General features: G+C 71.8%; 1 protein-coding gene. It reads right to left on the reverse strand.

Annotation, left to right across the window (positions count from 1 at the left end; translation table 11 throughout):
• A partial coding sequence (locus B4920_RS30070; RefSeq protein ID WP_254051064.1) for a methyl-accepting chemotaxis protein occupies positions 1–884 on the reverse strand: 884 nt, incomplete at both ends.

Consider the following 884-nt stretch of genomic DNA (forward strand, 5'->3'; position numbering starts at 1 on the left):
TCGACGACCCCATCCAGTGCCTCGATGCGCTCCACGTGCGGCAGCGCCTGCTCGCGGCTGCGGGAATTGACCACCAGGATGCTGTTGGTGCGGGTCTCCTCGATGGCATCGAGCAGCGCCACCAGCGCATCGCGGCGTACGTCGATGGCCACGCTGAGGCCGTTGAGTTCCACCAGCCCGGTCATCAGCTGGCGCAGGCCGGCGTCGCAGCCATTGACGCGCTCGTCGAGGGCCCGCGCCAGGCCGGCCACGCCGCCCATCTCGTCCACCAGCCTGCCACCCGAGGCGGCCTCGCCGTTGGCGCGGCTGACGATGTTCTCCACCGCCGTCATCGTCTGGCTGGCCCCATCGGCGATCGCGGCCAAGGTCTCGGCCGCCTCACTGGTGCTGTCGGCGCTGGCGCCGGCCTGCTCCTTCACCCTCGCCAGCAGCACGTTAAGCCCGTCGCTGCCGCTCTCGATGGCGGCGATGATCTCGCCGACGCTGACCGTCGCCTCGCTGGTCCGTTCGGCGAGCTTGCGCACTTCGTCGGCCACCACCGCGAAGCCGCGCCCCTGCTCGCCGGCCCGCGCCGCTTCGATGGCCGCGTTGAGGGCCAGCAGGTTGGTCTGGCTGGCGATGCCCTGGATGATCTGCACGATCTTGCCGATCTGCTCGATGTGGGCGTGCACACCGGCGAACTCCTGCCCCACCGCCCCAACCACGCCGGCCAGCTCGCGCACGCTGTCCGACATCCCAGCCACGCGGCCGCCGCCGGACGAGGCCCGCGCATGGGCATCGGCGGCGATGCCGAGCAATTGCCCGGCCTCCGTCGACACCGCGCCGATGCCGGCCGCCATGCCATCCACCGCCGCCGAGGCGGCCAGCGCCAGTTCCGACTGCTG

Origin of the sequence: Zoogloea sp. LCSB751 (assembly GCF_002028455.1) — a bacterium.
GTDB lineage: Bacteria > Pseudomonadota > Gammaproteobacteria > Burkholderiales > Rhodocyclaceae > Zoogloea.